We start from the raw sequence: 24,737 nt of genomic DNA, 5'->3' as shown, positions 1-24,737 counted from the left end.
TGGGGCAATGCTAGAGGTGTCGCCGCTCGAATGTCTAGCGCTGCTAGCCTCCAAGGTGCGGCGGGTCGTCCCGGCCGCCTTCTCCCCGGGACGTCGCCCCGACCTCAGCCGCCCGCCGGACCACCCCCGGCCGCCGCGACCACGTACCAGTGGGCCGGCAGCGCGACCCGGGAGCCGTCCGGGTGGTGTTCGCTCATCGCGAGGTCCGTCCCGCCCTCGTCGAGGATCTCCAACCCGGCGCCGCGCAGCAGCCCGGGCATCTCCCCCGGCGTGACCTCGGCCGGGCGCAGGTCGTGCTTGCGGACCTGGCGGAGCTTCTCCGGCGGCCCACCCGGCCGTTCGGCGACCTGCTGGAGCACCGTCTTCGCGGCGGCGGTCGGCTCGACCACGAAGCCCCGGCCTCGCCGGCCGAGCAGCAGGGCGACGGCGGCCGCGACCGGTGGCCGGTCCGCCGGTTCGCTCTGGTGGAGCACCGCCCGCAGGTAGACGTTGGCGTCGCCGAGCCGGCCACCGAGGCGCCGTACCCCCGCCAGGTCGGTGAGGTCGAGCTGCTCGAACTCGGCCACCGCGTCGCGGTCCGCCCGACGGGCGTGTGCCACGGCCGAGGCGGACAGGTCGACGCCCACCGCCCGGGGGAACCGTCCGGCCAGGTAGCGGGTCTGGGTGCCGTTGCCGCACCCGAGGTCGACGATCGGCAGCGTGCGGTCGGCGTGGCTCGCGAACAGGGCGGTGTGCGGGGCCGCCGTCAGCGCCGGATCCGCGTCCCAGAACGGCTCGCCCGGCTCACCCGTGTTCTCCGCCCAGAACCCCTCCCACGCGCGTACGTAGCGCTCCGAATCACTCATCAGCTGGTCTCTCCCTGGGTCGTGGCAGCGGTGACAGCCTCCATACCGGGCCCTGCGGCGGCGGAAACCGGCCGACCGAAACCTTCACCCCACGTTCGACCCCGCACCGGCGAAACCACCCGATCGGTGACTCCCGATCGGTGACTCCCGGGCGGGCGAAGGCGCCGGACTAAGGCGGCGGCCGACGGGGCCGCCGCGTTCGGGACGTCCGTGTTGACCGCTGCGGAACCGAACACCGACCGCCCCGCTGTCGTCCACGGACGTGGACGACAGCGGGGCGGAAGCCGGACCCCGGGGGCGGCTCAGCCGACGTCGATGCCGGTGACCGCCGGGGTGCCCATGCCCACCGCGTCCGCCTCGTACCCGGCCGCCGCGAAGGCCCGCCTGGTGAGGTCCAGGGCCGCCTCACCGGCGGCCGTGCGGTCGGCCGCCTCGACCTCCAAGCGCAGCACGAACGTCCCCTCCGGCTCGTCCAGGGTCAGCACATCGAGGTCGGGGACCTCCTCCGTACCGACCTCCTCGGGATCGGCGCCGCGCACGACGGCCAGCAGGGTACGGCGAGCGGAGTCCTCGACCGGTCGCTGGACTGTTCCGGGAATGGTGATCACATAGCTGCCCATGCCCTACGTGTCACCCGAACCCGGCGTCGCAAACCTCGGCGGGGCCGTGCGCCCCCCGGATGTCCCGTGCCCGATGTTTCCTCCCAGTTCAGAGGCATGATCATCCACCCAGGTCGGCAGTCGGCAGGACTCCCGGCGGTTCCGACCACTGGGGCGACCACGCGCCTCGCGCGCGGCACCGAGGCTCATCGCCCGCGCCGGCCGGAGATCGTCCGGTCGCGTCGCCAGTTGGAGGGGTCTGCCGCCGGCCGGCCTTCGGGGCGGCTACGCAGGCCGTCGTGCCCCGGGCTCCGGGCTCGCGCCGGGCAGCCGGGTGCGGAACGTGGTGGTGTCCGGTGTGTCGAGGACGGTGAGGGTGCCGCCGTGGACGGTGGCGATGTCACGTGCGATGGACAGGCCGAGGCCGGAGCCGCCGTCGTCGCGGCTGCGGGCGTCGTCGAGGCGGGTGAACCGCTCGAAGATCCGCTCCCGGTCGGCGGGGTCGATCCGGGGGCCGTCGTTGCTCACGTCCAGAACGGCGCACCCGGTGGCGCTGTCCTCGAACAGGTGCACGGTGACGCGGTGTCGGGCGTGGCGCCGGGCGTTGTCGAGGAGGTTGGTCAGCAGGCGCCCGAGCCACAGGGCGTTGCCCGGGACGGTGATCTCGTCCGGGGCGTCGAGGACGACCGGGTGGGGCTCGGGTCCGTAGGCCCGCGCGGTGGTGCGGACGAGTTCGGTGAGGCGGACCGGCTCGTCGGGGTGGTGGTGGCCGCCGGCGTCGAGACGGGCCAGGAGCAGGAGGTCGGTGGCGAGCGACTGGAGCCGTTCGGTGTCCTGGAGCGCGCCGGCCACCAGGTCGGCGCGCACCTCGGCGTCGGGGTGGGTGAGCGCCACCTCCAGCTGGGTCCGCAGCACGGCGAGGGGGCTGCGGAGCTCGTGGGAGGCGTCGGCGATGAAGCGGCGCTGTCGGGTGCCGGCCGCCTCCAGGCGTTCGAGCATGGCGTTCATGGTGTCGGCGAGGCGGGCGATCTCGTCGTCGCTGCGCGGGTCGGGAACGCGCCGGTCGAGGTCCCGGTCGCCGATGGCGGCCACCTCGGCGCGGATCGCCTCGACCGGCCGCAGGGCGCGGCCGGTCGCCCGCCAGGTGAGGGCGCCGACCGTGAGCAGCAGGACGGTGCTCAGGGCGGCGAGGGCGCCCGTGGTGAGGTCCTCGGCGGCGTCCGCGGTGCGCAGGGAGGCCCCGACATGGACGGTGGCGGGCCCGGTGGGGGTGGCGGCGGTGACCGTGGTGACGCGCTGGTGGTGCTCGTCGCCCAGGGCGCCGAGGTTGAAGGTGTCGTGGCCCTCCCGGTGGCCGGCGGGGGTGAGTGGCGGGTGGCCGGCCAGGTTCTGGCTGGCGGCGACCACCGTGCCGTTCGCGTCGACGACCTGGATGAAGTCGGTGCCGTGGTCGAGCGGCAAGGGGTTGCCGAGGTGCCCGTCGGTGGCGAGCCGGGCGACGGCCTGGGCCTGTTCGCGGGCGCCGGTCTCCACGGTGCGTTCCAGGTTGACGCGCAGCAGGAGGATGACGGCGGCCGAGGCGACGGCGAGGACGACGGCGACGCTGAGGCAGGCGGCGGCGGTGGTCCGGGTGCGGACCGAGCGCGGGGCCAGGCGGTCCAGGAGGGCCACCGTGCGGGGGTGGCCGAGGAGCCTGCCGAGGGCGGTGCGTGCCCGGCGGTAGGCGGCGGGCCGGCGGGGTGCGGGGCCGGCGGTCGGGTCAGCCACCGTCGGCCGCCAGGCGGTAGCCGGTGCCGCGGACCGTCTGCACCGAGGCCCTGCCGAAGGGGGTGTCGATCTTGCGGCGCAGCGCGCTGACGTGCACCTCGACGGTGTTGGGGTCGCTGTCGAGGGCGCTGTCCCAGACGGCGTCGAGGATCTCGCGCTTGGAGACGGCCTCGCCGGCCCGGCGGGCGAGGTGGTCCAGGACGGCGAACTCGCGGGGTGTGAGCGCGATGGCGGTGCCGGCCCGGGTGCAGGTACGGGCGGCGGAGTCGACCACGAGGTCGCCCAGGACGGTGCGCCGGGGTGCGCGGCTGCCGATCCGGCGGGCGAGGGCCTTGAGGCGGGCGACGAGGACGACGAAGGAGAACGGCTTGGACAGGTAGTCGTCGGCTCCGGTGTCCAGGGCTTCGGCCTCGTCCCACTCGCCGTCCTTGGCGGTCAGCATCAGGATGCCGGCGTCGCTGCCGGCGGCCCGCAGCCGCGCGCACACCCGGTACCCGTTGAGACCGGGCAGCATGATGTCGAGCACGATCACGTCGTAGGCCTGGTCCATGGCCTTGGCCAGGCCCGAGAGGCCGTCGTGGGTGATGTCGACGGTGAACCCCTCGGCGGTCAGCCCGTGCTGCAGCGCCAGGGCCAGTCGGCGCTCGTCCTCCACCACCAGTACTCGCATGCCCCCAGGGTGGCAGGTCCGCGGACCGGGCGGCTGAAGGTGCCTTCAGGTCTTCAGCTGTCCTTCAGCAACGCCCGGTCATGCTGGCCGTACCGTCCGGGCGCAGGTCCCGGGCCTTGTCACAGGATCGGGGTGGGCGCAGTGAGCGAGCCCAGAGGCGGGACGCGGTCGCCGCAGGAGCCGGGCGGCGGCCGGGGCCGGCAGGCCGTGGTCCTCGGCCCGGACGGTGTCCGGCACCTGGTGACCGTCGACGGGGCCACCGGCACGGTCACCGGCAACGCGGTCCTGGGCGGCTGATCCACCGGGTCGGCGTGGCCGGGCCGCGCGCGGAGACACCGCAACCGCGCTCCGGCCGCGGCCGCCCCGACTGGCTCGAACAGCTCCCTCTGGAAAGGCGCAACCCCGTGATGCTCTCCTCATCCGCCCTGCTGGCCGTCAATCCGCTGGACGCGAGTTCCCTTCTCGGCGCGTTCGGCGCCCTGGGCATCGCCGTGGTCCTCTTCGCGGAGACCGGTCTGCTGATCGGCTTCTTCCTGCCGGGTGACTCCCTGCTGTTCACCGCGGGCCTGCTGTGCACCACCGGCTCGCACAGCGGACCGCACCTCGACCTGGCCCAGGTCCTGGGCGCGTCCGCCGTCGGGGCCCTCGCGGGTGCCCAGGTCGGCTACGTCATCGGGCGGCGCGGTGGCAGCGCGCTGCTCGCCCGCTCCCGCAACAGACGGCTGCACGAGGGAGCTCTGCGGGCCGAGGAACTCCTCACCCGCTACGGCCACGGCAAGGCCGTGGTCCTCGCCCGGTTCGTCCCCGTGGTCCGCACCGTGCTCAACCCGTTGGCCGGAGCCCTGGGGGTCGACCTCCGCACCTTCACGATCTGGCAGACCGTGGGTGGCCTCGTCTGGACCTTCGGTCTCGTCCTGGCGGGCTACGCGCTCGGCTCGTCGGTGCCCGATGTCGACCACTACCTCCTGCCGATCGTCGGCGTCGTCATCGCGGTCTCCCTGCTGCCCCTCGTGCTCGAAGTCCTCCGCTCGCGCCGCTGCCGGGAAGCCCGATGACGGCCGCCGCCACCGCGCTCGCCCTCGACGGCCGCCCGATCGACGCCGGCCTGTACCTGCGCGCCGACCACTGGGCCCAGCACCTTCCCGCTCCCGCCCGGGAGGTGATCACCGCGTTCTCCGCCTACGGGCTGGGACTTCTGGCCGTCCTGTTGCTCTGGGCCTGGTGGCGCGCCCGCGCCGACGACGGCGCCGCCATGGCCCGGGCTCTCGGCGCGCCGCTGGTGGTCACCGCCGTGTTCGCCGCCGACACCGTCCTCAAGACCCTGCTGCACGAGCCACGGCCGTGCCAGGTCCTCGACGCCGGCACCACGCTCGAGGCGTGCCCCGGCACCGGGGACTGGTCGCTGCCGAGCAACCACACCGTCATCGTGTTCGCCGGCGCCGCCGTACTGTGGCAGGTCAGCCGCCGCATCGGCGCGCTCGCGCTGCTCCTGGCCGCCGCGATGGGCGCCTCCCGGGTGCTGGTCGGCGTCCACTACCCGCACGATGTCGCGTTGGGCGCGCTGGTGGGCGTCTGCGCCGGATACGGGCTCGGCCTCCTGGCCGGGCGGGGCGGGGGCGTGGTGGACCGGGCCCGGTCGGGCGGCGCGCACCGATGGCTCACCGCGTGACCGGCCGCCGCCGGCCCGCCGTCCTCGCCGGGAGCTGGGCGGCGTTCGCCGTGCTGGCGGCCGTACTCGCCGCGCACGACTGGACACCCTTCCCGTTCGAACGGACCGCCGTCGACTGGAGCGTCGCGCACCGCCCGCCCGTCGCCGAGACGGTGGCCCTCGCCGTCACCTCGCTCGGCACGGGCGTCGCGCCCTACCTCCTGGTGCTGGCCGCGGGCCTCGTCACCCTGCGCGCCTCCCCCGCCCCCCGGTCCCGCCGTGCGACCGCCGGGACCGTGCTCGCCCCCGTGCTCTGCCTGGCCGCGGGCCAGTTGCTGCGCCAGGGCCTGATGCACGCCTTCGGCCGCCCCCGGCCGCCGCGGACCGACTGGGCGTTCACCGCCTCCGGATTCGCCTTCCCGTCCGGACACGCCTTCACCTCCGCGCTCTGCGCGGGCCTGCTCGCCCTCGCCGTCGCCCGCGCCCACCCCCGGGCGGCCCGGGCCGCCGTCGTGACCGCGGCCCTGTTCGCGGGCTCGATCGGCCTCAGCCGTATCTACCTCGGGGTGCACTGGCCCCTGGACGTCCTCGGCGCCTGGCTCCTCGCCGCCGGCTGCCTGGCCGCCGCCTCGATCGTCCCGCGTCCCCCGACGCGATCGACGGCTCCCGTGCCCGAAGTCCCGTAGCGGCCGGCCCAGCCTGCGCACGGCTCGACGGGAAACCCCGCCGTGCCGCGGTTGCACACCACAACCGCACCGCTCGGACGGCGACCGCCCCCGGCCCGGCCGGGTCGCCCGGTCCGGGCTCCTGATCCACCGAGGTCCCGCGCTTCCCCCGGAGCGCGGGGCCTCGGTCGCACCCGCGGGGAGCCGGTTTCCGGTTCCCCGCCTCGGTCGGCCACGGACGCGCACCTGGTCCGGGCCGGTCGACCGGCGGCCGTTCGGGCCCCGGAGGCCGAACGGGGATCCGACGACGCGGACGCTCCGGGAACGGCGGTGGCCCGACCCCGGGAGGTCGGGCCACCGCCGTACTGTGCTGCTGGACGGCAGGTCAGTGCTGCCAGACCCGCACGTAGTCGACCTGCATGTCGGCCGGCGTCGCCGACGGACCGCCGCCGGACCAGACGGCGTTGTTCAGGATCAGGTACTGCGGCGACGAGCTGATGCCGGTGGTGATCTGTCCGACCTGCTTGCCGTCGTAGAAGTAGGTCACCGAACCCGGCTTCCACTCGGCGCCGTAGGTGTGCCAGCCGCTGTAGTTGCCCGTGGCGCAGCCGCCGGGGCCGCCGGACGGCGAGTGGTAGTGGTAGCAGGCCTGGCCGCCCAGGCCCTCCATGACGTCCATCTCGCCGTCGGCCGGCCAGTTGTGACCGTCCGTCCAGAACGCCGGCCAGTTGGCGATCTGCGAGCCGTCGGCGGGCAGGTAGATCCGTGCCTCGAAGGCGCCGTAGGTGAACTCCGCCTTGCCGTTGGAGGAGAGCATGCCGGAGCGGTACGGGTAGGTCTTGCCGTTCACCACGGTCGGCTGCTGGGCGATGTTCAGGTGCAGCGAGCCGCCGCTGACGGTGGACTGCGACGGGGCGTAGGCCGCCAGCTCGATGTCGGGGTTGACCGGCTGCGTGGTGCAGGTCTGGCAGCCGAACCAGTTGGGCGTCCACTTGGCGCTGTCGACGGTGCTGCCGTTGAACTCGTCCGCGAACACCGGGCGCCAGCTGCCCGCGATGCCCAGCGGACCGCCGGTGGGGGTCGGCGTCGGAGTCGGGGTAGGGGTAGGGGTCGGCGTGGGGGTCGGCGTCGGCGTCGGCGTCGGCGTGGGCGTGGGCGTGGGCGTGGGCGTCGGCGTGGGCGTCGAGGTCGGCGTCGGCGTGGGCGTCGGCGTCGGCGTGGGCGTCACGGTGCCGCCGCTCGACGTGAAGCTGTGGACCGGCGTCAGGTTGTGCCAGCCGTCCGAGGCCTGGTAGGCGACGAAATAGGTGTACGAGCCGCTGGGGAAGGTCCGGCTCTTCGGCGTGACGGTGGTCTGCCGGGTGCCCAGCGTGGTGGCGACGGCCCCGGGGAAGTCGTAGTTGGCGCCGCTCGCCGAGCGCACCGCGATGGTCAGGCTCTGCAGTTTGAGCCGCTTGTTCGCGTGCACCTTGGCGGTGGCGGTCACGGCCGAGTCCGGCGCGGGCGAGGTCGGCGTGATGCCGAGCGAGTCGACGGTGACCGGGCTGGTGGCCGCCTCGGACTGCACCGCCCAGGTCGCGGTGCCGGCGGTCACGGCCGCGGCCGCGAGTCCGGCGACGGTCAGCCGCTTCCACGCCGTCGGCGCGCCCCGGCGGTGTCGGGCGTTGTTTCGCAGGGTTCTCATGCTGTGGCAGTACCTTTCCTGCCCCCCTGGAGAGCCGCGGGCCCCGTCCGCGGCAGGAGCGGAGGAGAGCCCGTCGAGGGTGGAGCTTGTGCGAACGGACGCGTCCTTCGCAAGCCGCGGAGCCCGGGCCCACCCCGTGCAGGCACCTGGGGCGACGGCCTGCCCACGGGCGAACCAGCAGGTCAGAGCGGGTGTGAGGGCCGCCTGCGGGAACACCTGTGAGGTGCGGCACAGGTGACCGGGGCCACACGGGGCGTCCGCTCGGCCGGACCGCGCCGTCCGCTCGGCGGACCCCGTCGGCCCGCCCGGCCGACCCGGTCGCGCGGTCGGCCCGGCGGGCGACGGGCATGGGCGCCAGCCGACGGCCGACGGGCGCCCGCGGTCAGGACTTGCGCCAGAGCGCCCAGCCCTGCGCCCGGTTCTCCTTCGCGACGTACCACTCGGCGGGGTGCTCCGGCCAGTACCCGTCGGTGGCCTTGCCCTCCGGGGCCGCCGGGGTGACCAGGACGGTCGCCTCCGCGGGGACGGGCTGCCAGCGCGGGTCGCGGTACCAAACCCGGCCCCGGTAGACCTCGAAGGCCTGGGCGTTGCGCAGACCCCCGTCGAGGTCCCAGGCCAGGACCACGTTGTCCGTGGGCTTGATCCCGGAGGCCTTGGTGAAGCCGGTCGCCAGCGGCTTGCGGTAGTTCGCGTGCGGGTAGCTGACCTGTTCGGTGATGGTGGCGGTGGCGAAGCCGGCGAACAGCGCGAGGGAGAGTCCGATCGCCCAGAGCACCCGGCGCCCGCCCGCGGCCAGGAACAGGACCACCGCGCCCAGGACGACGAAGGCGGCGACGGACGAGCGCATGACGTTCAGCCGCATCCAGTCGGTGGCCAGGAAGGTGACGTCCGGCAGGGCCCAGCCGATGAACAGCTTGGTGGTCAGCGCCGAGCCCGCGGACCAGACGACCAGCTTGCCGAGGAGCACCGTGAGGCCGACCGTGACGGCCGCCGTGGCGGCGAGCCGGCGGCGGCCGAGCCGGGAGAGCACGGCGGCGCCGACGACGAAGGCCGCCGGGACCAGGAACGAGAGGTAGCGGGCGTAGACCCAGTCGTCGACCCGCCCGTCGTCCGGCAGGGCGGCGGCGGAGGCGAGCGCGGTGCCGACCAGCAGGGCCGCCAGCACCCCGCCGACGATCCGGTCGGGCCGCGGGAAGCGGCCGCTGAAGAGCGCGAACAGGCAGACCACGACTGCCAGGCCGCCGATGCCCCAGGTGGAGACGATGAAGTACCAGATCTGCCCGGCCACCCGGGTCAGCGTCATCCCGGTCTTGTCGGGGTCGGTGAGGCCCTTCCAGAGGTAGCCGCCGACGTCGCTCGGCTCGACGGTGAACTGGCGGTCGAGCCACCAGGACAGCGCCTTGACCCCCACCACGCCGACGCCCAGGGAGCCGAGGCCGACCAGCGTGGTGCGCCACGGGGCCCAGCGCAGCGCCAGGACGCCGACGAGGACCACCCCGGTGAGCGCCACCACCACGCCGCCGCGGTCGTGCGTGGCCATCGTGTACGCGGCGGCCGCGCCGGTGCCGGCCGCGTACCAGGAGCGGTGCTTGACCGGGCCCTCGCTCAGCCAGCCGTGCAGGCAGAGCAGCCAGGCCAGGACCAGCACCGGCAGCACGGTGTCCGACATGACGAACTCGGAGTAGAAGATCACCGGCGGCAGCAGCGCGGTGGCCCCCGCGAAGACGTACGCCAGCAGCCGGCGCAGGCCCAGCCGGCGCAGCGCCCGGTAGGCCAGCGGGAAGACCAGCGCGTTCAGCAGCGCGTTGATCCCCATGATCAGGTGATAGGCCGTGACCGGGTCGTCGGCGATCCGGAACGCCGGGGAGACCAGCAGCGGGTAGCCGCCCGGGATCACCACGCCGACCGGCATCTCGGTGGTCGGCCGGCCAGCCAGCACGCGGGCGAGGACCAGGTAGGAGTCCTCGTCAGGGTGCACCGAGGGGTAGCTCAGGTGCCGGACGAGCACCAGGCGGAAGAGGACCTCGACCGTGTATCCGGCCACCAGGACCACCGGCCAGAACCAGCGCCGGCCGCGGGCCACCTCGAACCGCAGCGCCACCAGGCCCAACAGGCCTGACAGGCCGTCGGCGGGACGGGCGGGCCCGGCGGTCTCCGTGGCACCGGCCCGGCCCGCGTCGGGGACGGCGGGCCGCGGCAGGGTCTGCGGCTGCGTGGAGCGTTGTGTCATGCAGCTACATATATAGGCTACCGACATATAATGTCCAGAAGAGCAACCCGCCGCGGCGGCGGACCCCGGAACACCGCACGCCGACGGGGCGTTCGGGTGCGCACCGACGGTCCGGGCGCTCCGGCACGAGTCGGCGGAGCACCCGAGGACACCAGGAAGAACGAAACGGAGCCGCACTCCGGTTCAGCCCCGGCCCTTCGCAAGGCGGCGGCGAGGACACCCCACCGGGGTGACGCCCGCCGCCGTCGTCGCCGGGGCACCCTGACCCCGGCGACGGGCAGACCCCCCGTCAGCCCTTGGTGGCCGCGTAGGCGGTCTCGGTGGCGAAACCCCAACCCGGGGCGGCGTCCCACGGGATGTCCAGCTCGTCGTCGGTGGCGTAGACGTAGCCGGCGCCGCGGGTGAAGGCCGAGTCCAGGGTGGCGCGCATGGCGGTCGCGTCCGGGGTGTCGTACACCAGGTGCCAGAACGCCGTACCACTGGGAGGCCGGTGGTCGGCGGTCCTGAGGCAGTCGTCCACGGTGGCCCGGGCCACGGCCTGCGGCAGCGTGCCGCAAGCCGTGTCGACGCAGCCCAGGACCCGGGTGTGGCCGCCGCACCCGGGCGCGGCCGGCTCCGTGCCCCACGCCCCCCGCCCGGCCCGGGCGGGCCGAGCACCCCCATTCCTACCGGGCCGATCCCGCTCGGGCGGCCAACTTCCAAAGAACACAGGGAAGTTAGTGGACACCTCCGGAGCTCCTCCGAAGGCCGGCGCCGGACCGACGGTGGGCCCGGCCGGGCGGCGTGCGGAGGGACCGGAGCCGCCGCCGACCTGCGGGTCCCGCCGTCCCCCGGCTCCCCCGCGACGCCGAGTCGATCATGGTTGAATGCTCTGCGTCGCGGCACTCGGGGGGCTTGTGCCGCGCGCCCGCGCACTCCTCTCGGCGATGTGACGCGGGTCACTTCGGCCCCGTGTCACGAACGGGAGGGCAGCTCGCGTCTGGTGGTTGTCCGCACGGCGGGAACGACCGACACGAAGGCGACGATGACGATGACGAACACGACAGCAACACGGCAGCACGAGGTCCTGGTCCTGGGAGCCGGCTACGCCGGACTCTCCGCGGCGATCCAGCTCGCGGCCCGCACCCGCAAGCGCGCGGATCTGCGGGTGACGCTGGTCAACCCCGACGAGCACTTCACCGAGCGGCTCCGGCTGCACATGACCGCCACCGGCCAGCAGACGGCCGCGATGAGCATCCCGGAGCTGCTGGACGGCACCGGTGCGACCTTCGTCCGCGGCTGGGTCACCGCCGTGGACGCCGGGGCGAAGACCGTCCGGATCGACGACGACCGGGTCCTGCGCTACGACACCCTGGTCTACGGCCTGGGCAGCGTCGCCGACACCGACGCCGTCCCCGGCGTGGACGACCACGCCCACACCCTCAACAGCCCGCAGGACGCCGCGCTCCTCGCCGACCGGCTGGCCCGGCTCGGCGGCGGGACCGTCGTGGTCGGCGGCAGCGGCCTCACCGGCGTGGAGGCCGCGGCGGAGATCGCCGAGCGGTACCCGGAGCTCCGGGTGGAGCTGCTGGGCCGTCAGGAGCCGGGCCCGACCATGCACCCGAAGGCCAAGGCCCACCTGGACGCGGCGCTCGCCCGGCTCGGTGTGCGGGTGCGCGGCGGCGTCGAGGTAGCCAAGGTCCTGCCGGACGGCGTCGAACTCGCGGACGGCACCGTCCTCCCCGCGGACGCGGTGCTGTGGACCAGCGGCACCCGCGTCTCCCCGCTGGCCGCCGCCGCCGGCCTGACCGTCGACGAGCGCGGCCGCGTGGTCACCGACCCGGCCCTGCGCTCGGTCTCCCACCCGGACGTCTACGCCGTGGGCGACGCGGCGGCGGTCCGCCAGGGCTACGGCGTGATGCACGGGACCTGCCAGAGCGGCATGCCCACCGGCGTGCACGCGGCCCTCTCGATCCTGCGGGTTTTGGCCGGCAAGGAGCCCAAGCCCTTCCGCTTCGGCTACTACCACACACCCGTCAGCCTGGGCCGGCACGACGCCGTCGTCCAGTTCACCCACCCCGACGACACCCCGCGCCGGCTCGTGCTGACCGGCAAGCGGGCCGCGAAGTACAAGGAGACGGTCAGCGCCGCGCCGTGGCCGACCTTCGCCCGCATGAAGAAGATGCCCGCCTCGGGCGCGTTCTGGCCGCACGGCGGCCGCTACACCAGGATCCGGAGCGCCAAGTGACCCAGCCGCGACAGGACGACGCCGACCAGCTCGTCTTCCAGCAGTACCGCACCCTGCTCTTCTCCGTCGCCTACCGCCTCCTCGGCACCGCCGCCGATGCCGAGGACGTGGTCCAGGACGCCTGGCTCAAGTGGTCGGCGGCCGACCGCTCCCAGGTCGCCGACCCCAAGGCCTACCTGGCCCGGATCGTCTCCAACCTGGCGATGGAGCGGCTCCGGTCGACCCGCCACCAGCGCGAGACCTACGTCGGCCCGTGGCTCCCCGAGCCGATCCTCACCCTCCCGGACACCGCCGAGGACATCGCCGCGGCCGACTCGGTCTCGATGGCCCTGCTGGTCGTCCTGGAGACGCTGAGCCCGCTGGAGCGCGCGGTGTTCGTCCTGAAGGAGGTCTTCGCCTTCAGCTACGCGGAGATCGCCGAGGCGGTGGAGCGCTCGGAGCCGGCCGTGCGCCAGGCGGGGCACCGCGCCCGCGAGCACGTCCAGGCCCGCCGGCCGCGCTTCACGGCGGACCCCGCCCGCCGACGCGACGTCACCGAACGGTTCTTCGCGGCGACGTCGGGCGGCGACATCAACACCCTCATGGAGCTGCTCTCCCCGGACGTGACGCTGTGGACCGACGGCGGCGGCAAGGTCCGCCAGGCCCTCAAGCCGGTCGTCGGCCTGGAGACGGTGGCCCGCTGGTTCGCCGCGCTCGGCAGCGTGACCTATCAGGGCATCGAGCCCGGGCAGATGCGGGCGGAGCTCACCTCGATCAACGGCGGCCCGGGCCTGGTCTTCCGCGGCCCGGACCGCGTGGTCGCCACGCTGACCTTCGAGTTCGACCCCGAAGGGCGGATCTCGACGATCCACAACGTGGCCAACCCGGACAAGCTCCGCGCCGTCGGCGACGGCACCCGCCACGACCTGCGCTGAGCCGCCGTGGGTCGCCGGCGCTCTCCGGGCCCCCGCGCGCCCGGTCTGCGACCTCACTGTCATGGGAGCGGTACCGGGCACGGGCCGGGCGGGTGCGCGAGCGGCCGCCGGGACGGTGCCCACGTCGTGGACGCCGCCCCTGACGGCCGACGAGGCCGCGGACTACCAGCCGCCGGAGGTGGTGTGGAAGCCGCCGGAGGTGGTGGCCGTGTCGGCGGTGCGGGTCGACGGGAGGTCGGAGCCGGAGGTGCTGATCCGGGCGCCGCCCCGGCCCGGGGCCTCCTGGCGGCCGGCCGACTCGGTACCGGCCCACCGGGGCGCGGGGGCGGACGCGGGGGCCGCCGGGGGGCGCGGGTCCTCCCGGTCGATCCGCAGGACGAGGCTGCGGCCGCCGGGGTAGCCGCTCCGGTCGCGGTCGGTGCACCGGACCACCTGGCTGTGGGTGCCGCCACGCTCCTCCCAGCGGCCCACGACGGCGCGGATGCTGGGCTCCCAGACGCCGTCGTGCTCGTGCTCGACGGAGAGCTCCCAGTCCGCGGCATCGATCAGCTCGCTGGCACCGACGACGCCCGGCACCACGACGGTGCCGCCGCCCCGGACGGTCGCCACGGCCCGTTGCGGCCGGTCGGCCTGCACGCCGGTCACCGTGATCCGGTGGGCGCCTCGGTACTTCGGCATCTGTCACTCCCGCAGGCTGGTTCGACTGTTCCGTACTCCTCCTCCTTGAACGGCCGGCGACCGGGCCAGGGTTCGCCGCCGGGCCGATGCCGGGCCGGTTCCCGGCGCGGGGCACGGGTGAGGAGCAGGGGTGAGGAGCAGGAAGCGGGCCGGGGAGAGGAGGCGCGGCCGGCGGAAGTGGGCTGCGCCGCAGCGGAGTTCCGTCGCCGCCGGTCGCCCCGACCGCGGCGACGCGCGTTCGTCGGGCTCCCGCGGCACCGCGGTCCGGCCGGTCGGTGGGGGCAGGCCGGGCCCGCCCCCACCGGAGGCCGGGGTCAGTAGACCAGGATGTCCCAGTGGTTGCCCTCGTTGCAGTAGAGGTTGCCCGACGCGGCCTTCCACTGCGGGTAGCCGTCACCCCGGTAGCCGATGTAGGTGAAGGAGTTCTGGACGTAGGCGTCGATGCAGGAGTTGCGGGAGATGTCGACCTTGTAGCCGTTGTAGTGGCTGTACGTTCCGGAGGCGTGGCCCACCTCGGTGCCGCCCGTGATGTTGATGGCGCAGCCGCTGGACTGCTTCAGGGTGATGATCGTGCTCACCGTGCCGGAGTTGATCTGCTCGAACGACGTGCAGGTGGAGTTGGACCGGGTAGTACAGCCGCCACTGGAACTCCACGTGATGCCGGCGTTCCTGAACTGACCGGCGGCGGTCGACTGCGAGACCTTGGTGCCACTGGCGCCGGCCGTGGGCGCCGTGACGGCGAGCCCGGCCAGGGCCAGGGCGATGACGGTGGCTGCGGTGCGGGGCTTCATCTGCGTCTCCCGGTGAGGGCGCTGAACCTCGGACCGGGCCAGGATGGCCCCGGCGCCCTCTATGCGAGTAGACCCCGTGCTGTGAATTTCCCGTGACGGCGGCGTGACCGGGTCGCCCCGAGCGCCGCCGCCGTGCCCGCCGACGTCCCCCACCTCACCGCCCCGGCCGGATCACGCCTGGGCGAGCAGCGGGTCGTAGGCCGTGGAGCGCTGACGGCCCGCCATGAAGGCGAGGAAGTCCTTGATGAACGCGGCCCGCGTGTACGTCCCGTTCGAGTCGAGCAGTTCGCGGTGGAAGCCGGTGCGGAAGAGCGCGCGGTACTCGTCCGCGTCGATGCTCTGGTTGCCGTCGGCATCGGTCACGTCGAACAGCACCTCGGCGACCCGGATCAGGGCGGGGCCGGCGAGGAAGGGGACCGCCTCCGCGTACTCCTGCCGGCTGACCCGGCCGTCGCCGTCCGTGTCGAGCGTCGACTGGAGCTCACGCCACCAGGCGGCATAGGCGTCGTAGAGCCTGGTCTCCTCCGGCTCGTCCAGGTCGAGGCGGCCGGACAGCTCCCGTGCCATGGCCGCCAGGTCGGGCCAGTCCAGGTAGCCGTTCCCGGTCTGGTCCAGCACGGTGTCGAAGAACTCCTCGGCGCCGCGCCGCCCGGCACCCGCCCGCGCCGACCGCCCCGACGGCCTCCCGGCGCCGGGCCGCCCGGGCTCGTCCGGGAGCGGGGTGACCAGTCGCAGCAGGGCACCGAACCGCTTCATCCCGTCGCCCACGGCGGCCAGCGCCCTGGCCCGGGGGTCGTCGCTGTCGGGTGACAGGGAGATCAGGTCGAGGAGGTTGTCGGCGGTGACCCAGCCCTCCGGCAGCAGGCGCGCCGAACCGAGGGCCAGGTAGGCGGCCTGGCTCAGGGCCTGGGCGCCGGGGACCTCGGTCAGTCCGGCCCGCCTGCGGAACGTCTCCGGCAGGGAGGCCACCGTGACCACCCCGATCGCCGGCCCGGCGAGGGCCCGGCCGGCCGCCCACAGCGTCGGCACGCCCTCCAGCAAGGGAGGCGCCGGAAGGTGGTCGAAGAGGTGGTACAGGATGGTGCGCAGCGCCTCGGTGTTCTCCAGCTCCTCCTCGACCACCCGGTCGTAGTACGGCCAGAAGTCCCGCAGTGAGGCGGGGAGTTGGCCGGAGGAGTCGCCCAGCAGCGCCTGGAAGGCCAGGAACTGCGCGTACAGCTCCTCCATCGCGGCCTGGTCGAGCGGCCGCCCGCTCCAGCGGAACATGGTGACGGCGCTCTCGAACATCGTGGCGACCACCCACGCGCGGGCCGCCGGGTCCATCGCGTCGTAGGGCCGGTTCGCCGCGTCGGTGCCGCTCATCCGCGCGTGCATCCGGTTGAGCCGGGCCACCTCCCGGTCCCGGGCCGCCTCGTCCGCCCCGGTCACGCGCTGCAGGCTGCGCAGGGTGTTGGCCATCCGGCGCCAGGGGTGGGTGAGGAAGGTGGAGCTGTCGACCAGGGCCGCACCGATCTGCGGGTGGGCGGCTTCCAGGACCGTCGCCCGGATCATGGCCACGGCCCAGCACGGGTCGTCGAAGAGGCGGTGGAACCGCGTGCCCGGGCCGAACAGCGGTCCGGGCCGCGCGGTGGACCCGGCTCCGGGAGTGGCTCCGGATGTGGGAGTGGCCCCGGCTGTGGGGATGGCTCCGCTTCCGGGGGCGGTGTGCTCGCCCTCCGGGTGGTCGTCGGTCGTCCGGGTCACGGTCCGGCCTCTCCATTCGTGTCGGCCGCCACCCCGCCGAAGCGGCGGTGGCGTCGCTGATAGGTGTTCAGGCACTCCAGGAAGTGCGTCGCCCGGAAGTCGGGCCAGAGCACCGGCGGGAAGATCCACTCGGCGTAGGCGACCTGCCAGAGCATGAAGTTCGAGATGCGCTGCTCCCCGGAGGTCCGGATGACCAGGTCCACGTCGGGGGTGTCGGGGAACGGCAGGTGGGCCGCGAAGCCCTCCTCGTCGAGGGTCTCGGCCGCCGCACCGCTGCGGATCAGCGAGCGCGCGGCCTCGACGATGTCCCGGCGCCCGCCATGGTCGAACGCCACGGTCAGTGTCATGCCCCGGTTGCGGCTGGTGAGCGTCGTCAGGTCCGCGAAGTCGCGGGCCAGTGCGGCCGGGATCCGAGGATCCGCGCCGCCGAGGAAGCGGCAGCGGATCCCGCGCGCGTGCAACAGCGGAGCGTGCTTGCGCACGACCCGGCGCACCAGGTGCAGGAGGTAGTCGACCTCCTCGCCGGGGCGGCTCCAGTTCTCGGTGGAGAACGCGTACAGGCTGAGCCACCGGACGCCGGACGCCCGGGCCGCCTCGATGACGTCGATCACCGTCGCCTCGGCCGCGCGGTGACCGGAGGTGCGGGGCAGATCGCGCCGCGCCGCCCAGCGGCCGTTCCCGTCCATCACACAGGCGACATGACGTGGCACCGGGGCCGAGCGCTCCCCTGCGGCCGGCCGGGGCACGGCCGCTCCCCCGGGCGGCGCGAGACCTCCGAAGACCTGCTCCACCACCACTGCCGCCCCCTCCGCTCGCCGCCGGCCCGCGCTCTCCGCGAGGCCGTCATGAGCGTGCCGGGGCCCGGGCCGTACTGTCCGGCGATCGGTCGATCTTCACCCGATCCGGTGACGGCGGGGCCTCCCGCCACCGCCTGCGCCACCGGAGGCCGAAGGGTGGCCCGGGTGCTCAGAGGTCCGGACCGGCCTCCAGCTGCCGGGTCGGTCGCCCTCGGCCGCCCCCCGGTGGGCGAACCGGCGGAGCCGGCGTACTTCCAGCCGGTGATGACGGTCGCACCGGTGGACCCGGGCGGTGCGGACCGCGAAGCGGTGCGGTGGACGACGACGGCGCGCGCCGGCGCCTGGACCGGGCCGTCGACAGCCCGCGCGGCCGTCACCCCGTCAGGATTGCGGCCAGTCGGGCCGATTCCGCCCGGACGCGAGCCGGCGCCCCCGCGGCGCTCAGGGCGTCGAGGGCCGGGAGCGCCTCACGGATGCCCTCGGCCACCGCGCACTCGGCGGCGAGTACCAGCGCGTCGGCCAGTCCTCGCCGGCCGGGCTCGGTGGCGGACTCGGTGATCACGGCCGTGAGCACGGCCCAGGTCGTCCGGCCCGCACCGGCGCGGGCGGCCTCGGCCAGGACGGGCAGGACCCGGTTCGGCTTGGCCACGGACAGCCTCCAGAGTGCCGCGATCCATCCGCCCAGCAGATCCGGCCGGAGCCGGCCCTGGGCGCCCGCCGCCAGCAGGAAGTCCAGCGCGGCGGTGCGGTTCTCCGCCCGGGACGCGGTCAGCCCGTAGGCGAGCAGGAGGTGGCACACCGGTCCGAACTCGCCCGGCACCTCCGCGAGCCGGGGCAGCAGGGGGTTCGGCTCCCGGGGACCGGGCGCGTCCACCCGGAACACCGCGCCCGGGACGCCGTGCGCCGCGACGGCCTCCGGGTGCCACGGCGCCACCCAGGCGAACTGGACGAGCTCGATGGCCGGCGTCGACGGCACGTCCACGAACCGGGCGTACTCGGCGGGGTCGGGGACGGCGTGGAGGAGGCCGGTGACGCCTTCGGGTGCCGGCGCGGCCTCGGGGGCACACGGTGCGATGCGCACGACCGGAGCAGCGGCCCGGCCGACGCCATTGAGCCGCTCGGGCATGTTCGCGGTCTGGGTGTGGAACCGCCGGGGTGCGGGCGGCGCGACGTCCGGCGGCAGCTCGCAGCCGAGCCCGGCGGCCGCGGCGCGGACGGCCGGCAGCGCGGGCGGGGCCACCCGGAGCAACGCCTGGGCCAGGTCGGCGGGTGAGGGGCGGGCACCGGCGGTCCGGTACGCGGCGAGCCGGTCGAGCAGCACGGCCGGGTCGATCGTGCCGTCGCCGGCCGTGGGCGTGGCGAGCAGCAGCGGCACCGGCGCCTCCACGGCCGAACACGCCGCTTCGTGCACGCGCACCGCGGTGACCACACCGAGGGTGCGCATGAAGGCGGGCATCCCCAGCAGCACGGCCAGGCTCGCCCGGGGCGCTTGCGGCCGGCCCGTCAGGGCGTCGAGCAGAACAGCGAGCGCTCCGCCGACTTCACGGATGAACGGGAACCGGTCCGGGTTCGCGGCGCGCCGTGCGGCGAGCGGGGCCAGCGCGGCCCGGAGCGCGGCGGCGTCACGGTGGTGCTCCGCCACCAGGGCGGCGAGCACCACCTCGAACTCACCCGGGTCGGGCACCCGGTCGGCCATCAGGGCGCTCAGCCGCTCGGCGGTGTCGAGCGGCCCCGCGGGTGCGGCGGGCAGTTCGGCGCACGCCACTCGTACCGCCGCGACCGGCGCGTCCGACTGCGGCTCCGCGGGCGGGGCGGGGATCTCCAGCAGGCGGTGGGCGTCGGGCCGCAGGGCGGGTCCGAGATCGGCGGCCGCGGCGCGCACGGCCCCGGCGACGGCGGGTGCGGCGTGCGACAGGTGACGGGCGACGAGACGCAGCGCCTGCTCCTGGACCGCGGCGAGCGGATGGGTGAAGGCCACGGCGACGGCGGGCAGCAGGCCGTCGGCCCCGGCCGGGTCGCGGCGCAGCGCGGCGTCGACCCGGCCCAGCTGGACGGTGGCGAGGCCCTTCTCCGGGCGGGCCAGGACGGCGCCCGTGAGTTCGACGAACAGCTCGGCCGGCAGCCGCTCCGCCACGGAAACCAGCGCCGCCTGGGCGGCCTTGGCGGCGCCCGGCGCACCGTCGGCGGCCAGCCGGACGTGGTCCCCGGCCCGGGCGAGGATCTCGTCGGCGTCGAGGGCCAGCACCGCGTACAGCCGCAGGAATCCGCGCAGGTTGCCGGGCCGGTCGCCGCGCAGCAGTCGGCCCAGGCAGAGGTCGATCAGTTCGGCGCGGTCGAGCAGTCCCTCGGCCGCCACGACGGCGAGCGACTCGGCCCAGCCGCAGGTCGACGGGGACTCGGTGAACTCGGCCCCGGCGTCCGGGACTTCGAACGCTCGACGGGTGAACTCGGCGAGCCGGGGCTGCGTCCGCAGCCAGGAGAGCAGCGAGTGGTGGTGCGGCACCGGTTCGCGCAGGCCCTGGTCGGCGAGCCACTCGCCGATCTCCCGGTGGTGGGAGCCCATCAGCCGGCCCTCGCGGAGCCACCCGATCACGTAGCCGTCGGTGGTGGGGGGCTCGGCGCCGGACCGGAGGGCGAGGCCCTGGGTGATCAGCCACCGGGCGGCGTCGCCACGTGCGGGCAGCCATGCGGCGAGCCGGCCCGCGAGTTCGCGGTGGAACGCCGCGTCCCGGTGCGGCGCGAGCAGGGTCAGCAGGACGGTGTGGTGGTCGGGGCTGCTGGAGCCGCCGCCCGGCCGCGGCCAGGTGACGTCGAGGAGGCGGCGGGAGGTGAGCCACTCCAACGCCTCGGCCGGGGTGGCGGCAGCGAGGATCCCGGCCAGCTGCAGTGCGGCGAGCTGGTCGTACGCGGTGGAGTACCGGCCCCGGTCGCCCGACGAGAGTTCGCGCACCAGCTCGGTGCGGAGCTTGCGCAACGGGGTCCGCAGATGGCGCAGCGCACCGGCGGGCACCGGCCGGAGCCGGTCGATCACCCCCTGCGGGATCCGCGCGGCGATGAGCGCGCGCGTCTCCTCCCAGCTGATCGACTCGCTCGTACGGTCGGTCACGACGTCCCCCATCCGGTCCGGCTGATGATCGTCAACCTAACCCGGCACACCGACAACACCGCGGGCGCGACGGCCGCCGGCCCCGGCGGCCACCCCCTCGTCGAGCAGCACCCCCACCCCGGCGCACCGTTCGCCCGGACGGTTGCGGGGCGCCGCCGGGTGCACGGCCCGTCCCGGCCACTCCGACGACCGGGCTCGTCCGAACCGGCGGGGGCACGACTCGGTCCATCACCGCCCGTTCCGTGCCGGAAGGTGGTAGCCGGTCGGACCGTCGATCCGCCCGCACCGGGCCTGTCAGTGCCCCGGAGTAGGTTGCGACGCATGAGCCCAGTGAACTCCGAGGCTGCCCGTCAGCCGGCCGGCACCCGTCCCCGTTGTCCCGCCGTCGGCCCGGGGCGCGGCGCCGAGGGGCACCGGCGCGACGCCCGCGCCACCGTCGAGGTCCTTCCGCTGTGGGCCGCCCCCTGGTCCCTCACCGCGCGGGCCCCGGCGGCGGGGTGACGCTCCCTCGCCCGCGGCACGGCCGTTCAGCTGTGGTTGACGATGACGAAGATGCCCCAGGCGATCGCGGCGAGCACGGTGGCGAAGCAGAGTACGGCCACGGCGTAGCCGACCGGTCCGACGGCGGCCGGGGGCCCGGTCACGGCAGACCGCCCGGCGGGGCGGGCCGACGGGTTGAGGGCGCGCAGGCCGAGGGCGAACAGGGCCGGCAGGCCGGCTCCGGCGACGAGGCCCACCACGACGATCCCCCACAGTGCGTCGAGGTTGATCCAGGAGTTCACGAGGCCACCTCGCCGGCGTCCGGGGCCGGGACCAGCGAGCCGGTCCAGGCCTCGTTGACGTTCTCCGGCGTCACCGCCACGGCCGGCCGGCGGGAGGCCGCGAAGAAGGCGATTGAGGCCAGGACCAGCACGATGAAGATCACTACGACGCCGATGGTCCCGCCGATCCCGTGGGCGGCCCAGTAGGTCGCGGCGCCGACCGTCGCGGAGGCCGGCAGGGTGAGCAGCCAGGCCACCGCCATGCGGCGGGCGGTGTTCCAGCGCACCACGGCGCCCTTGCGGCCGACCCCGGCGCCCAGGATCGACCCGGTGGCCACGTGGGTGGTGGACAGCGAGTAGCCGAAGTCGGTGGAGGAGAGGATCACCGCCGCCGAGGCCGACTCGGCGGCCATGCCCTGCGGCGACTCGATCTCGATGAGTCCCTTGCCCAGCATCCGGATGACCCGCCAGCCGCCGAGGTAGGTGCCCAGGGCGATGGCCATCGCGCAGGAGGTGATCACCCAGATCGGGGAGGTGGCGCCGGCCTGGAGGGTGCCGTTGGCGATCAGGGCCAGGGTGATGACGCCCATGGTCTTCTGCGCGTCGTTGGTGCCGTGGGCGAGCGAGACCATCGAGGCCGAACCGATCTGGCCGATCCGGAAGCCGTGGTCGCGCGGGCCCTGGGAGACGTCGCGGGTGAGCCGGTAGACGAGGTGGGTGCCGACCACCGCGACCGTCCCGGCGATGAACGGCGACAGGGTGGCGGGCACGATCACCTTGGAGACCAACCCCTGCCACTTGACGGCCGAGACCCCGGCCGCCGCCATCGTCGCCCCGACCACGCCGCCGATGAGCGCGTGCGAGGAACTGGAGGGGATGCCGAGGTACCAGGTGGTCAGGTTCCACAGGATGCTGCCGGCCAGTCCCGCGAAGACCACCACCAGGGTCACGTCGGCGCTGTCGACCAGACCGCTCGCGATGGTCGCCGCGACGGCGGTCGACAGGAACGCGCCGACCAGGTTCAGCGCCGCCGAGAGGGCGACCGCCACGCGCGGGCGTAGGGCGCCGGTGACGATCGAGGTCGCCATGGCGTTGCCGGTGTCGTGGAATCCGTTGGTGAAGTCGAAACCCAGCGCGGTGGTGACCACCAGGGCCAGGACCGCGTCGTTGCCCGTCACGGAGCCGAACCTAGCTTCCGGCCCGGACGGACCGGCCGTGGACGAGCCCGGCGCGCCGGGGTTTCGACCGGACGGGGCCCGGCGGCACGCCGTCGCCGGGCCACCGGGCGCAAAGCACGGCCGGGCGGGCGTCGCCCTCCTCGGGTGATCACCACACGGGGCTGCCGGTTGCTGCGGGACGGGCCCGTTCCTCCGGCGGTCCTGCCGTCGGTGCGGACACGGCTTCGCCGTGGCCCCGCTGCCCCTCCCCGAGGAGCACGCCGACGGTGCCCCGCCGGGGCAGCGCCTCGCTACGGCGTTGCCCGCGGGCGGCCGGCCCGTGGCGCCAGGGGCGGTACCGAGGCACGGCCGCCCCGGCCACCGCGGCTCAGGCCGGGCGGACCGCGCCCATGTACGGCATCACGCTGATCGGGAGGACCTCGACGTTCTTCCCCTTGCGCGGAGCGTGGATCATCTTGCCGTCGCCGATGTAGAGGCCCACGTGGTGGATGTCGTCGTAGAAGAAGACGAGGTCACCGGGCTGGAGGTCGCCCCGGGCGACGTGCGGGCCGGACTTCCACTGGTCCTGGGATATCCGGGGGAGCTTGACGCCGGCCGCGCGGTAGGCGGCGCCGGTGAGGCCTGAGCAGTCGAAGGAGTTCGGTCCCGTGGAGCTCCACTCGTAGGGCTTGCCGAGCTGGGCGGTGGCGAACTTGACGACGTCGGCGGCCCGGCCGCCCGCGCTCGCCGGAGCGGGTCCGGCGGCGGCTCCGGCAGGGGCTTCGGCAGCGGCTCCGGCGGGGGTTCCGGCAGGGGCGGCTCCCGCCGGGGTGGCTCCGGCGGCCGGGCGCGTCGCGGGTGCCGTGGCGGCGCCCTGCGCGGGCCGCTCGGCGGCGCGCGCGGCGCGGTCGGCCGCAGCGGCCTGCTGGGCGGTGGCCTTGGCCTTCTCGGCGCTCTCCTGGGCGTTGATCCTGGCCCGGTCCTCGGCGCTGAGCTTGTTGAGCAGGGCCTCGGCCTCGGCGAGCTTGGCCTGGATCTGCTTCTTCTCCTCGCCCAGCGACGCGCCCGCGGCGTCGAGTCGGGCGAGCATCGCGGTGGCCTCGGCGCGGTCCTGGTCGAGCTTGCGCTGCGCGTCGCGGGCCTGCTTCAGCAACGCGGCCTGGCTGTCGGCGACCTGGTTCTGCACGGCCGCGCGCTCCAGGTAGCCGGCCGGGTCGGAGTCGAGCATCAGCTGGACGCCCGGGCCGATGCCGTTGCTGCGGTACTGCTCACCGGCCACCGCGCCGAGCGAGGTGCGCAATTCGTTGAGCGAGTCCTGGCCGCGGGCGACCTTGTCCTGGATGCGGTTGGCGTCGGCCTGGAGCGACTGCCGCTTCTCCTGGAACCCGTTGTAACGCTCGATGGCCTGCTCGGCCTCCCCGTTGAGCCTGTCCACCTGCTCCTTGACGGAGGCCAGGGTGGGCGCCGGCTCGGCGTGCGCCGTCCCGGCGGCGAGCACCGCGCCGCCGGCCACGGCCGTGGTGAGGACAGCGAGGCGGGCCCGGCTCGGACGGCTGGGTTTGCGGTGATTTCCCATGGGCGGCGGGCTCCTTCGGGGGACGGAACGTCGAGAACGGTGCTCCACGGCCGTTCCCTCTACAACACTTGGAACGAGGGGTTCCGCCACTTCGGTTCGATGGATGCCGTCGTTCTGGTCCGTCGGCCTGGGCCGCCCGACCGTCCACGGAGCCACGGCCGGTCGCCGTCCGGAGGACCGGAGCGTCGCCGACCGTCGTCCAAAGCGACCGTCGGGCGCGGCCCGTTCGGGCCGCCGGCGCCGTGAAGGTCGACCCCCGCCGTGAAGGTCGGCCGGATCCGCGGAGGCTGTCAGCCGAGCCAGACGATGTCGATGACGTGCAGGCGCCCGGCCGGGCGGTTCACCAGGTAGACGAGGCTGAGCTGGCCGACGGAGGCGCAGCGGACGTCTTCGCCTTCGAGGTCGGTGGCGTCCCACTGCGGCCACCCCCAGGGGGTTCGGGAGGCGATGTCCAGCAGGTCGCGGACCGTCCGCTGGGCGTGTGGGGGGAGGTCGACGAAGGTCTTGGCCGCCTGCGGGGACAGCCGGGCCGGCCAGACGCGGTCGCTCACCGGTCCGTCCCGGTGAGTTCGGCGAGGTCGATCCCGTCCCCGTCGTCCGGGCCGGCGGCGACGAACGCGTCGACCGCCGGTGCGCTGTCCAGACGGACCCGCCAGGTCCGGACCACGTGGTGCAGCGGGGAGAGGTCGTAGGTCTGACGCGAGTCGTCGAGCGCCTTGGCCCAGTCCCGTTCGAACGCCGGCAGCCACCTGGCTGCCCGCTCGGGCGGCTCGGCGTGGATACGGGCGAGCAGTCGGGCGGCGGCACGCGGCGCCGGAGCCGCCGGCGCGGCGGGAAGGTGGTCGGGCTGGGCGCTCAAAGGGTCCTCCACTTCGCTGC

The 24,737-nt window shown here is 74.8% G+C and carries 23 protein-coding genes; 6 read left to right on the top strand and 17 right to left on the bottom strand.

The features are described 5' to 3' along the window. Window positions 1-104: 104 nt before the first annotated feature. The 4 genes from OG618_RS34950 to OG618_RS34935 form a co-directional block, all read right to left on the bottom strand. Entirely contained in the window at window positions 105-845 is a 741-nt protein-coding gene (locus tag OG618_RS34950; RefSeq protein WP_329491646.1) for a class I SAM-dependent methyltransferase, read from the bottom strand. 302 nt (window positions 846-1,147) lie between these two features. Then, window positions 1,148-1,465 (bottom strand): hypothetical protein, encoded by a 318-nt coding sequence (locus tag OG618_RS34945; protein WP_329491645.1) that lies wholly within the window; start codon window positions 1,463-1,465, stop codon window positions 1,148-1,150. A 264-nt stretch (window positions 1,466-1,729) separates the two neighbouring features. Next, window positions 1,730-3,211: a HAMP domain-containing sensor histidine kinase gene (locus tag OG618_RS34940; protein WP_329491644.1), complete on the bottom strand. Its 1,482-nt coding sequence runs from the start codon at window positions 3,209-3,211 to the stop codon at window positions 1,730-1,732. Then, window positions 3,204-3,881: a response regulator transcription factor gene (locus tag OG618_RS34935; RefSeq protein ID WP_329491643.1), complete on the bottom strand. Its 678-nt coding sequence runs from the start codon at window positions 3,879-3,881 to the stop codon at window positions 3,204-3,206. Before OG618_RS34935 ends, OG618_RS34940 begins: the two co-directional genes overlap by 8 nt. 141 nt (window positions 3,882-4,022) lie before the next feature. Here OG618_RS34935 and OG618_RS34930 point away from each other — a divergent pair, with 141 nt between their 5' ends. The 4 genes from OG618_RS34930 (at window position 4,023) to OG618_RS34915 (ending at window position 6,215) form a co-directional block, all read left to right on the top strand. After that, a complete protein-coding gene (locus tag OG618_RS34930; RefSeq protein ID WP_329491642.1) occupies window positions 4,023-4,178 on the top strand; it encodes a hypothetical protein in 156 nt (51 codons plus the stop codon). A gap of 110 nt (window positions 4,179-4,288) precedes the next feature. Beyond that, window positions 4,289-4,936 (top strand): DedA family protein, encoded by a 648-nt coding sequence (locus tag OG618_RS34925; RefSeq protein WP_329492393.1) that lies wholly within the window; start codon window positions 4,289-4,291, stop codon window positions 4,934-4,936. Beyond that, window positions 4,933-5,550, top strand: coding sequence for a phosphatase PAP2 family protein (locus OG618_RS34920; RefSeq protein WP_329491641.1), 618 nt, complete (start codon window positions 4,933-4,935; stop codon window positions 5,548-5,550). Before OG618_RS34925 ends, OG618_RS34920 begins: the two co-directional genes overlap by 4 nt. Continuing rightward, the gene (locus tag OG618_RS34915) at window positions 5,535-6,215 is read left to right on the top strand and encodes a phosphatase PAP2 family protein (RefSeq protein ID WP_329491640.1); all 681 of its coding nucleotides are present in this window, start codon (window positions 5,535-5,537) and stop codon (window positions 6,213-6,215) included. Before OG618_RS34920 ends, OG618_RS34915 begins: the two co-directional genes overlap by 16 nt. Before the next feature lie 364 nt (window positions 6,216-6,579). Here OG618_RS34915 and OG618_RS34910 read toward each other — a convergent pair whose 3' ends face one another. The 3 genes from OG618_RS34910 to OG618_RS34900 form a co-directional block, all read right to left on the bottom strand. Further along, window positions 6,580-7,878: a glycoside hydrolase family 16 protein gene (locus OG618_RS34910; protein WP_329491639.1), complete on the bottom strand. Its 1,299-nt coding sequence runs from the start codon at window positions 7,876-7,878 to the stop codon at window positions 6,580-6,582. 382 nt (window positions 7,879-8,260) lie between these two features. Then, window positions 8,261-10,108 carry a hypothetical protein gene (locus tag OG618_RS34905; protein WP_329491638.1) on the bottom strand — a complete coding sequence of 616 codons (1,848 nt, stop codon included), beginning with the start codon at window positions 10,106-10,108 and terminating at the stop codon, window positions 8,261-8,263. Window positions 10,109-10,397: 289 nt separating this feature from the next. Next, window positions 10,398-10,643 (bottom strand): hypothetical protein, encoded by a 246-nt coding sequence (locus OG618_RS34900; RefSeq protein ID WP_329491637.1) that lies wholly within the window; start codon window positions 10,641-10,643, stop codon window positions 10,398-10,400. Window positions 10,644-11,132: 489 nt separating this feature from the next. Here OG618_RS34900 and OG618_RS34895 point away from each other — a divergent pair, with 489 nt between their 5' ends. Both OG618_RS34895 and OG618_RS34890 read left to right on the top strand, forming a co-directional pair. Next, entirely contained in the window at window positions 11,133-12,335 is a 1,203-nt protein-coding gene (locus OG618_RS34895; protein WP_329491636.1) for an NAD(P)/FAD-dependent oxidoreductase, read from the top strand. Further along, entirely contained in the window at window positions 12,332-13,249 is a 918-nt protein-coding gene (locus OG618_RS34890; protein ID WP_329491635.1) for an RNA polymerase sigma-70 factor, read from the top strand. Before OG618_RS34895 ends, OG618_RS34890 begins: the two co-directional genes overlap by 4 nt. Window positions 13,250-13,411: 162 nt before the next feature. Here the strand turns inward: OG618_RS34890 and OG618_RS34885 are convergent, their stop codons facing one another. The 10 genes from OG618_RS34885 to OG618_RS34840 all read right to left on the bottom strand — a co-directional run bounded on the left by OG618_RS34885 (window position 13,412) and on the right by OG618_RS34840 (window position 24,717). Continuing rightward, window positions 13,412-13,927 (bottom strand): hypothetical protein, encoded by a 516-nt coding sequence (locus OG618_RS34885; RefSeq protein ID WP_329491634.1) that lies wholly within the window; start codon window positions 13,925-13,927, stop codon window positions 13,412-13,414. A gap of 314 nt (window positions 13,928-14,241) precedes the next feature. Further along, on the bottom strand, window positions 14,242-14,718 hold the full coding sequence (locus tag OG618_RS34880; RefSeq protein ID WP_329491633.1) for a hypothetical protein: 477 nt from the start codon (window positions 14,716-14,718) through the stop codon (window positions 14,242-14,244). A 171-nt stretch (window positions 14,719-14,889) separates the two neighbouring features. Further along, on the bottom strand, window positions 14,890-16,329 hold the full coding sequence (locus tag OG618_RS34875) for an oxygenase MpaB family protein (protein WP_329492392.1): 1,440 nt from the start codon (window positions 16,327-16,329) through the stop codon (window positions 14,890-14,892). 128 nt (window positions 16,330-16,457) lie between these two features. Then, window positions 16,458-17,147 (bottom strand): polyprenyl diphosphate synthase, encoded by a 690-nt coding sequence (uppS, locus tag OG618_RS34870; protein WP_442906969.1) that lies wholly within the window; start codon window positions 17,145-17,147, stop codon window positions 16,458-16,460. Between the two features lie 484 nt (window positions 17,148-17,631). Further along, window positions 17,632-20,364 (bottom strand): DUF7824 domain-containing protein, encoded by a 2,733-nt coding sequence (locus tag OG618_RS34865; protein WP_329491631.1) that lies wholly within the window; start codon window positions 20,362-20,364, stop codon window positions 17,632-17,634. A 527-nt stretch (window positions 20,365-20,891) separates the two neighbouring features. Next, window positions 20,892-21,146, bottom strand: a complete 255-nt coding sequence (locus tag OG618_RS34860) for a hypothetical protein (RefSeq protein ID WP_329491630.1) — start codon at window positions 21,144-21,146, stop codon at window positions 20,892-20,894. Then, window positions 21,143-22,303, bottom strand: coding sequence for an inorganic phosphate transporter (locus tag OG618_RS34855; protein WP_329491629.1), 1,161 nt, complete (start codon window positions 22,301-22,303; stop codon window positions 21,143-21,145). Before OG618_RS34855 ends, OG618_RS34860 begins: the two co-directional genes overlap by 4 nt. Window positions 22,304-22,670: 367 nt before the next feature. After that, the gene (locus OG618_RS34850; RefSeq protein ID WP_329491628.1) at window positions 22,671-23,858 is read right to left on the bottom strand and encodes a C40 family peptidase; all 1,188 of its coding nucleotides are present in this window, start codon (window positions 23,856-23,858) and stop codon (window positions 22,671-22,673) included. A 290-nt stretch (window positions 23,859-24,148) separates the two neighbouring features. Then, window positions 24,149-24,409 carry a hypothetical protein gene (locus OG618_RS34845; protein WP_329491627.1) on the bottom strand — a complete coding sequence of 87 codons (261 nt, stop codon included), beginning with the start codon at window positions 24,407-24,409 and terminating at the stop codon, window positions 24,149-24,151. Next, on the bottom strand, window positions 24,406-24,717 hold the full coding sequence (locus OG618_RS34840; RefSeq protein ID WP_329491626.1) for a DUF6247 family protein: 312 nt from the start codon (window positions 24,715-24,717) through the stop codon (window positions 24,406-24,408). Before OG618_RS34840 ends, OG618_RS34845 begins: the two co-directional genes overlap by 4 nt. Window positions 24,718-24,737: the final 20 nt, after the last annotated feature.

The sequence above is a fragment of the Kitasatospora sp. NBC_01246 genome (genome assembly GCF_036226505.1).
GTDB lineage: Bacteria > Actinomycetota > Actinomycetes > Streptomycetales > Streptomycetaceae > Kitasatospora.
Note: the sequence above shows the minus strand (reverse complement) of the source record. Positions and strands in the feature narration are given on the sequence as shown.

Coding starts and splice junctions, on each gene's coding strand:
- OG618_RS34950 (WP_329491646.1), bottom strand. CDS start 845: ATGAGTGATTCGGAGCGCTACGTACGCGCGTGGGAGGGGTTCTGGGCG.
- OG618_RS34945 (WP_329491645.1), bottom strand. CDS start 1,465: ATGGGCAGCTATGTGATCACCATTCCCGGAACAGTCCAGCGACCGGTC.
- OG618_RS34935 (WP_329491643.1), bottom strand. CDS start 3,881: ATGCGAGTACTGGTGGTGGAGGACGAGCGCCGACTGGCCCTGGCGCTG.
- OG618_RS34925 (WP_329492393.1), top strand. CDS start 4,289: ATGCTCTCCTCATCCGCCCTGCTGGCCGTCAATCCGCTGGACGCGAGT.
- OG618_RS34920 (WP_329491641.1), top strand. CDS start 4,933: ATGACGGCCGCCGCCACCGCGCTCGCCCTCGACGGCCGCCCGATCGAC.
- OG618_RS34915 (WP_329491640.1), top strand. CDS start 5,535: ATGGCTCACCGCGTGACCGGCCGCCGCCGGCCCGCCGTCCTCGCCGGG.
- OG618_RS34910 (WP_329491639.1), bottom strand. CDS start 7,878: ATGAGAACCCTGCGAAACAACGCCCGACACCGCCGGGGCGCGCCGACG.
- OG618_RS34905 (WP_329491638.1), bottom strand. CDS start 10,108: ATGACACAACGCTCCACGCAGCCGCAGACCCTGCCGCGGCCCGCCGTC.
- OG618_RS34895 (WP_329491636.1), top strand. CDS start 11,133: ATGACGATGACGAACACGACAGCAACACGGCAGCACGAGGTCCTGGTC.
- OG618_RS34885 (WP_329491634.1), bottom strand. CDS start 13,927: ATGCCGAAGTACCGAGGCGCCCACCGGATCACGGTGACCGGCGTGCAG.
- OG618_RS34880 (WP_329491633.1), bottom strand. CDS start 14,718: ATGAAGCCCCGCACCGCAGCCACCGTCATCGCCCTGGCCCTGGCCGGG.
- uppS (WP_442906969.1), bottom strand. CDS start 17,147: ATGGACGGGAACGGCCGCTGGGCGGCGCGGCGCGATCTGCCCCGCACC.
- OG618_RS34850 (WP_329491628.1), bottom strand. CDS start 23,858: ATGGGAAATCACCGCAAACCCAGCCGTCCGAGCCGGGCCCGCCTCGCT.